Annotated in this window: 3 protein-coding genes; all 3 read right to left on the bottom strand. The window is 68.2% G+C overall.

Going from position 1 to position 6,000, the window contains the following annotated elements; translation table 11 throughout:
* Positions 1-177 precede the first annotated feature (177 nt).
* The 3 genes from CXZ05_RS16550 to CXZ05_RS16540 all read right to left on the bottom strand — a co-directional run bounded on the left by CXZ05_RS16550 (position 178) and on the right by CXZ05_RS16540 (position 5,993).
* Positions 178-915: a polyprenol monophosphomannose synthase gene (locus tag CXZ05_RS16550; RefSeq protein WP_102973633.1), complete on the bottom strand. Its 738-nt coding sequence runs from the start codon at positions 913-915 to the stop codon at positions 178-180.
* A gap of 442 nt (positions 916-1,357) precedes the next feature.
* Positions 1,358-3,019, bottom strand: a complete 1,662-nt coding sequence (locus tag CXZ05_RS16545) for an amidohydrolase (RefSeq protein ID WP_102973632.1) — start codon at positions 3,017-3,019, stop codon at positions 1,358-1,360.
* A gap of 76 nt (positions 3,020-3,095) precedes the next feature.
* The gene (locus tag CXZ05_RS16540; RefSeq protein ID WP_102973631.1) at positions 3,096-5,993 is read right to left on the bottom strand and encodes an RNA helicase; all 2,898 of its coding nucleotides are present in this window, start codon (positions 5,991-5,993) and stop codon (positions 3,096-3,098) included.
* Positions 5,994-6,000: the final 7 nt, after the last annotated feature.

Below are 6,000 nucleotides of genomic sequence, written 5' to 3'. Positions count from 1 at the left end.
GCTGGAGCAGATCCTCGAAGACCGCCTCACCATTCTGCGTGAGCGCCGCGGCGAACGGCGTTCAGCCTAGCCGCTGCTAGCCGGCAGGCAGGCGCCACAGCCAAAAGGCCGGATCGGCTGCATCCATGGATGCAGCCGATCCGGCCTTTTGCGTATCGGACCGGTTCTTGGTGCCAGCTAGTCGCGCGGGCTCTTGCCCGTCAGCTTCCTCCAGCGGGCGGTCAGGCCCCACTTCGTCACATTGATCATGGCCTCAACCACAATGTTGCCGCTCATCTTGGAAGCCCCGAGTTCCCGCTCCACGAAGGTGATGGGCCGCTCCACGATGTTCAGGCCCATCTTCGCAACGCGCCATGCCAGGTCCACCTGGAAGCCGTAACCGACGGAATCGACCTGGTCCAGGTTCAGCTTCTCCAGCGTGGTACGCCGGAACGCGCGGTAACCGCCGGTCACGTCCTTGATCTTGAGGCCGAGCATGATGCGCGCGTAAGTGCTACCGGTCCGGGAGATGGCCTGGCGGTACAGGGGCCAGTTCACGACGCTTCCGCCCTTTACCCAGCGGGAACCCATGGCGAGGTCTGCACCCTGGTCCACGGCCTCCAGCAGGCTAGGCAGCTGTTCGGGCTGGTGCGAGCCGTCGGCGTCCATCTCGACCAGGACGTCGTAGCCGGCGTCCAGTCCCCACTTGAAGCCCGCGATGTAGGCGGCGCCGAGGCCTTCCTTGCCCTTCCGGTGCAGGACGTGGACCTGGTTGTCCCCGGCAGCGATGCTGTCCGCCAGCTGCCCGGTGCCGTCCGGGCTGTTGTCGTCCACTACGAGGACGTCGGAAGCCGGCACGGCGGCGCGCAGGCGTCCCAGAGTCTTGGGAAGCGACTCCAGCTCGTTGTAGGTGGGGATGATGGTGAGGACACGCACAGGGAGGCCTTTCCTGGATGGGAGCGGTCAGCACGCGTGGAGCCCGGCGGGAACGCCGGCTCGTAAAGCGCAACTCCCCATTATACGGGCCTCACGGAGCGCTTCCGTCCGCGCAGCTTTTCTGTTCGCGCAGCAGGCGATGGGGCCGCAAGTGTCCGTTCGCGCTTGCTTTTCGGCAGCACGGGTGGCCGGGGTTGGGCTGCGCCACGGGCGGGTCCATGCGCTACGGGCCAGTTCCTGATGCCGCGATAAGCGGCTGGAGGAACTGTTTTCTGCTGCGTTTTGGACCCGCCCCGGAAGCTCAATGCTACGGACTGGCGGGGGGCTGTCAACAGCCCCCTGACCTGCCCGTTCATGTATCGCCGCAGGTCAAAGCCCTTTTCTAGGCGGGAATCCGGGCACGGCCGGGCGCTATGTGTCGCCGAATTAAGCCTGGTGCGCGTCAGGCGCGCAGGGCCCCTGCGGAGAACAGCTCCAGCCCGTTCCGCACGGTCTGCAGGCACCGGGGATCCGTGCCCGTATCCAGTGCCGGCAGCAGCGGCGTGCGGGCGCGGGGATCCGTGCTCCAGGACTGGACCCTGCCGTCTGCCACCTGGACCATGAGCTCGTCCACTTCCCAGACGGCGAAGGTGGCGGGTGCGCCCGGTACCAGCTGGCCGGCCATGGGGTTTTCGTACCGGGCGGCGCGCCACCCTGCCCGCGTGTGGCCGAGGAAGGCTGCACGGGCGGAGATCCGCTGGTCGGCGTCGTGGTGTTCGAGGCAGGCCCGCACGCTGGACCATGGACGGAGCGGCGTCACCGGGCTGTCGCTGCCGAAGCAGATCGGGACACCGGCCGAATAGAACGAGGCGAACGGGTTCATGCCCTGGCTGCGGGTGCCGAGGCGCTGCTCGTAGAGGCGGCCCCGGCCGCCCCACGCGGCGTCGAAGGCGGGCTGCGCGCTGACCGTCACGGAGTACTTCGCCAGGCGGGCGATGGCGTCGGCGTCGGCCATTTCGACGTGCTCGAAGCGGTGCCCCGCGGCCCGGACCCGCTGCTCTCCCACCTCGGCGGCCGCCTCCTCGAGCGCCTGCAGAGCCGCATCGAGGCCGGCGTCGCCAATGACGTGGAATCCGCCCTGGATACCCAGCACTGAACACGCCGCCAGATGCGCGGCCGCCTCAGCCACGGAAAGGTAGGCCGTACCGCTCTCGTCCGGTGCGTCGGCGTAGGGGGCCCGCAGGGACGCCGTGCGGGAGCCGATGGATCCGTCGATGTTCAGGTCCCCGGCAAATCCGCGGACCCGGACCCCAAGCTCGGCAAGGAGTGCCTCGGCGTCGGCCGCCGTCGGCGTCAGTTGCCCCCAGTACGGCAGCACCTCGGGCGCCGGGCGGGAGCCTGCCGCGCCATTCCATCCCGCTGCCAGCCGCAGGTCGTCGACGCTGCTGATTTTTGGTGCACCCATCTCGGCCAGCGCCACATACCCGTTGGCCGCAGCCTCGTCCAGAGCACGCCGCTGGTATTCCTGAAGGGCAGCGGATGACAGGCGGCGGGTGGCCTGCCGGGCGGCAGTGTGGGCCTGGCGCTTGACGTGACCGCCGGGCGCGTAGCCGTCCAGCTCCGCCAGCCTGGCACTGGCTATGAGTGACGGCGAGACGAGGGCCGAGTGCACGTCAACACGGGAAAGGTATACCGGACGGCCCGCGGCAGCCCGCTCCAGCTCTCCGGCATCCGGGAGCGTGGGGTTGTCCCAGCGGGACTCATCCCAGCCGTGCCCCAGCACTGCGCCGTCCCCGCCCGAGGCCGCGACGGCGTCCAGCAGCTCGCGGGCGGACCGGACGCCGCCCAGCTGCAGTGAGTCCAGGGCGATGCCTGTCTCCGTCAGGTGGGCGTGGGAATCGACAAAACCCGGGGCAACGAGGGCGCCGCGCAGATCGATGATGTCCATGGAGCTGTCGGCGATGGAAGCAGCAGCCTGTTCCGAACCGACCCACGCGATGGTGTCCCCGTCCACGAGCATGGCCGTGGCGAAGGGGTCAGCCGCGGTGTAGACGGAACCGTTGCGGTACAGCGTGACCTTTGAGGGTCCGGTTCCCTCCTGCGGGCGGGCGGGGGCATCGGCCATGGAGGCGCTCCTTGGGGTGTTCAATCGTGGTGTTCGGTGCGGGGTGTTCAGTACGGAGGTCGGGCCGTGCGGACCGTCAGCCCACCGTGGAGTAGGCGACGACGCCCCGCCTGATCAGCTTGATGGCCTCGGCGCAGAGCCGGGCCAGCCGGGGGTCAAGGCCGGGAATCTTGGCCAGCTGGTCCAGCAGGTCGATCACCTGCTTGACCCACCGGACGAAGTCGCCGGCGGCCAAGTCGGTTCCGCTGAGTACCTCCTGCAGATGCCGGCCGCGGGCCCACTTGTACATGGGCCAGACCAGTCCCAGTTCGGGCTCGCCGGTGAGGGGCAGCTTGTTCTGTTCCTCCACGTCCTCGAGCGCAGACCACTCATGGACCACGATGTCCACGGCCGTCTCAAGTGAGACGCTGGGCATGCGGGGGCGCAGGCCGCGGTCCTCACGCTTAGCCTGGTACACCAGCACGCTGGCGAAGGCAGCCACCTCCACGGCGTCCAGGTCATCGAACGCGCCCTGCCGCAGGGCCTGCGAAATCAGCAGGTCCTTTTCGCCGTAGATCCGGCGCAGCCGCTGGCCGTCGGTGCTGATGCGGTGCTGTCCGTCCGCGGTGGACTCGAGGTAGCCGTAGGCCGACAGGACATCGCACACCCGGTCGAACGTCTTGGCGATGGTGTTGGTGCGCCCCTGGATTTGGCGGACCAGCCCGTCGGTTTCCTTGCGCAGCTTCCACCAGCGTTCGGACCATCTGGCGTGGTCCTCGCGTTCGCTGCAGCCGTGGCACGGGTGGGCCCGCAGGGCACGCCGCAGGTCAGCGATTTTCTTCTCCTGGTTTTGCAGGGCAGAACCTAGCCCGAAATCGGTGTTGCGGCTGCTTCCCCTGGCCGGCGGCCGGTTCTCCCGCAATGCGTTCCGGACCGACGAGGCCAGGTCCCGCCGCGACTTGGGAACCTTGGCGTTGAACGACTTGGGGATCCTGATCCGCGTCAGCGGTGCAATGGGCCCCTCAAGGTCATCGACGCCGATCCGGCGCAGCTGGTTTTCCAGCGTCAGGATCGCGGGCCGGGGTTCCCGGGAGCTGTGGTCCGAGCTCAGCACCACGGCAAAACCTGGGGCCCTGCCGGCCGGGACATCCACAACATCGCCCGGCAGGAGACGGCTCAGGGAATCCTCGTTGAGCGACTTGCGGGCCCTCGACTTGCTCCGCGAAGTGAAATTCTCGGCGTCGGAAAGTTCCCGCCGCAGCCGGGCGTATTCGGTGAAGTCGCCCAGATGGCACGTCATCGACTTGGCGTAGCCGGCCAGCGATTCCTCACGGCTGCGGACCTGCCGGGCCAGCCCGACCACCGAGCGGTCAGCCTGGAACTGGGCGAAGGACGACTCCAGGATTTCCCTGGCCCGCGGCCGCCCGAACTGGGCCAGCAGGTTGATGCTCATGTTGTACGTGGGCTGGAAGCTGGAATTCAGCGGATACGTCCGGCGGGAGGCAAGGCCGGCCACGGCAGCTGGGTCCGTGCCCGGCTGCCACAGGACCACGGCATGGCCTTCGACGTCGATGCCGCGCCGGCCCGCCCGGCCGGTGAGCTGGGTGTACTCCCCTGCCGTGATGTCCACGTGGGATTCGCCGTTGAACTTGTCCAGCTTCTCCAGCACCACTGAGCGGGCGGGCATGTTGATGCCCAGGGCCAGCGTCTCGGTGGCGAAAACCGCCTTCACGAGGCCGTCGGCAAAGAGTTTTTCGACGACTTCCTTGAAGGTGGGAAGCATGCCCGCGTGGTGGGCAGCGAAGCCGCGGAGTAGCCCCTCGCGCCAGCTCCAGAAGCCCAGCACCTCAAGGTCGTCGGTCGGAATGTCCTGGCCGGCCTCGTCCACCCGCTGGGCGATGATGCCCTGCTCCCGCTCCGTGGTGAGCCACAGCCCGGAGGCTACACACTGGGCGACGGCGGCGTCACAGCCGGCCCGGGAAAAGATGAAGGTGATGGCGGGCAGCAGGTCCTGCCGGTCCAGGCTTGCGATGACCTGCGGGCGGCTTGCCCTCCGTGCCGCGGTGCGGGTCTCCTGCTGTTGGGGCCGGTCGCCGTAGCGCTGGCGCTGCTGGCGCCGCTGGCTCCGGCCGCCGTGGCCGAAGCGGCCCTGGAAGTTGAGCTGGCTTTCGGCCCTCGAGAGGGTCAGCAGTTCAGGATTGACCTCGAAACCCCGCTGACTGGCGTCGTCGGGTGACGGCGCCAGCGGCAGGGCAGCCGCCGCCGCAGGGCTGCCGGCGGGGGCGATTTCGTCGAAGGTGGTCTCGCCCGCGAAAAGGTCCAGAATGTCCCGGCCCACCATGACGTGCTGCCACAGCGGCACGGGCCGGTGTTCGGAGACGATCACGTCGGTGTCGCCGCGGACGGTGTCCAGCCAGGCGCCGAACTCCTCGGCATTGGACACCGTGGCGCTGAGGGAGGCGACCTGCACCTCGCTGGGCAGGTGGATGATGACTTCCTCCCAGACTGCCCCGCGGAAGCGGTCGGCCAGGTAGTGGACCTCGTCCATGACCACAAAGCCCAGGTCGAACAGGGTGTCGGAGTCGGCGTAGAGCATGTTGCGGAGGACCTCGGTGGTCATGACCACCACGGGCGCGTCGCCGTTGATGCTGGTGTCGCCGGTCAGGAGTCCGACGTTCGTCTCGCCGTACTTCTCCGTCAGCTCGGTGAACTTCTGGTTGCTGAGAGCCTTGATGGGCGTGGTGTAGAAGGCCTTCAGCCCGCGCTGGAGTGCCAGGTAGACGGCGAACTCGCCCACGATGGTCTTGCCGGCACCGGTGGGCGCGGCGACCAGCACCCCTCGGCCTTCCTGGAGGGACTTGCACGCCTGCCGCTGGAAGTCATCCAGTTCGAAGCTCAGTGTGCGGGCGAAAGCGCCCAGATGGGTCTTTGCTTCCGCGGCCCGTTCGGCGCTGGCGCGGTACCGTTCGGAGGGCGACGGAGTGGTGGTGGACATTCCTCAA

This window comes from Arthrobacter sp. AFG20 (assembly GCF_002892795.1).
In the GTDB taxonomy this organism is placed as follows: Bacteria; Actinomycetota; Actinomycetes; order Actinomycetales; family Micrococcaceae; genus Arthrobacter.
This window is presented reverse-complemented; position numbering and strand designations above follow the sequence as displayed.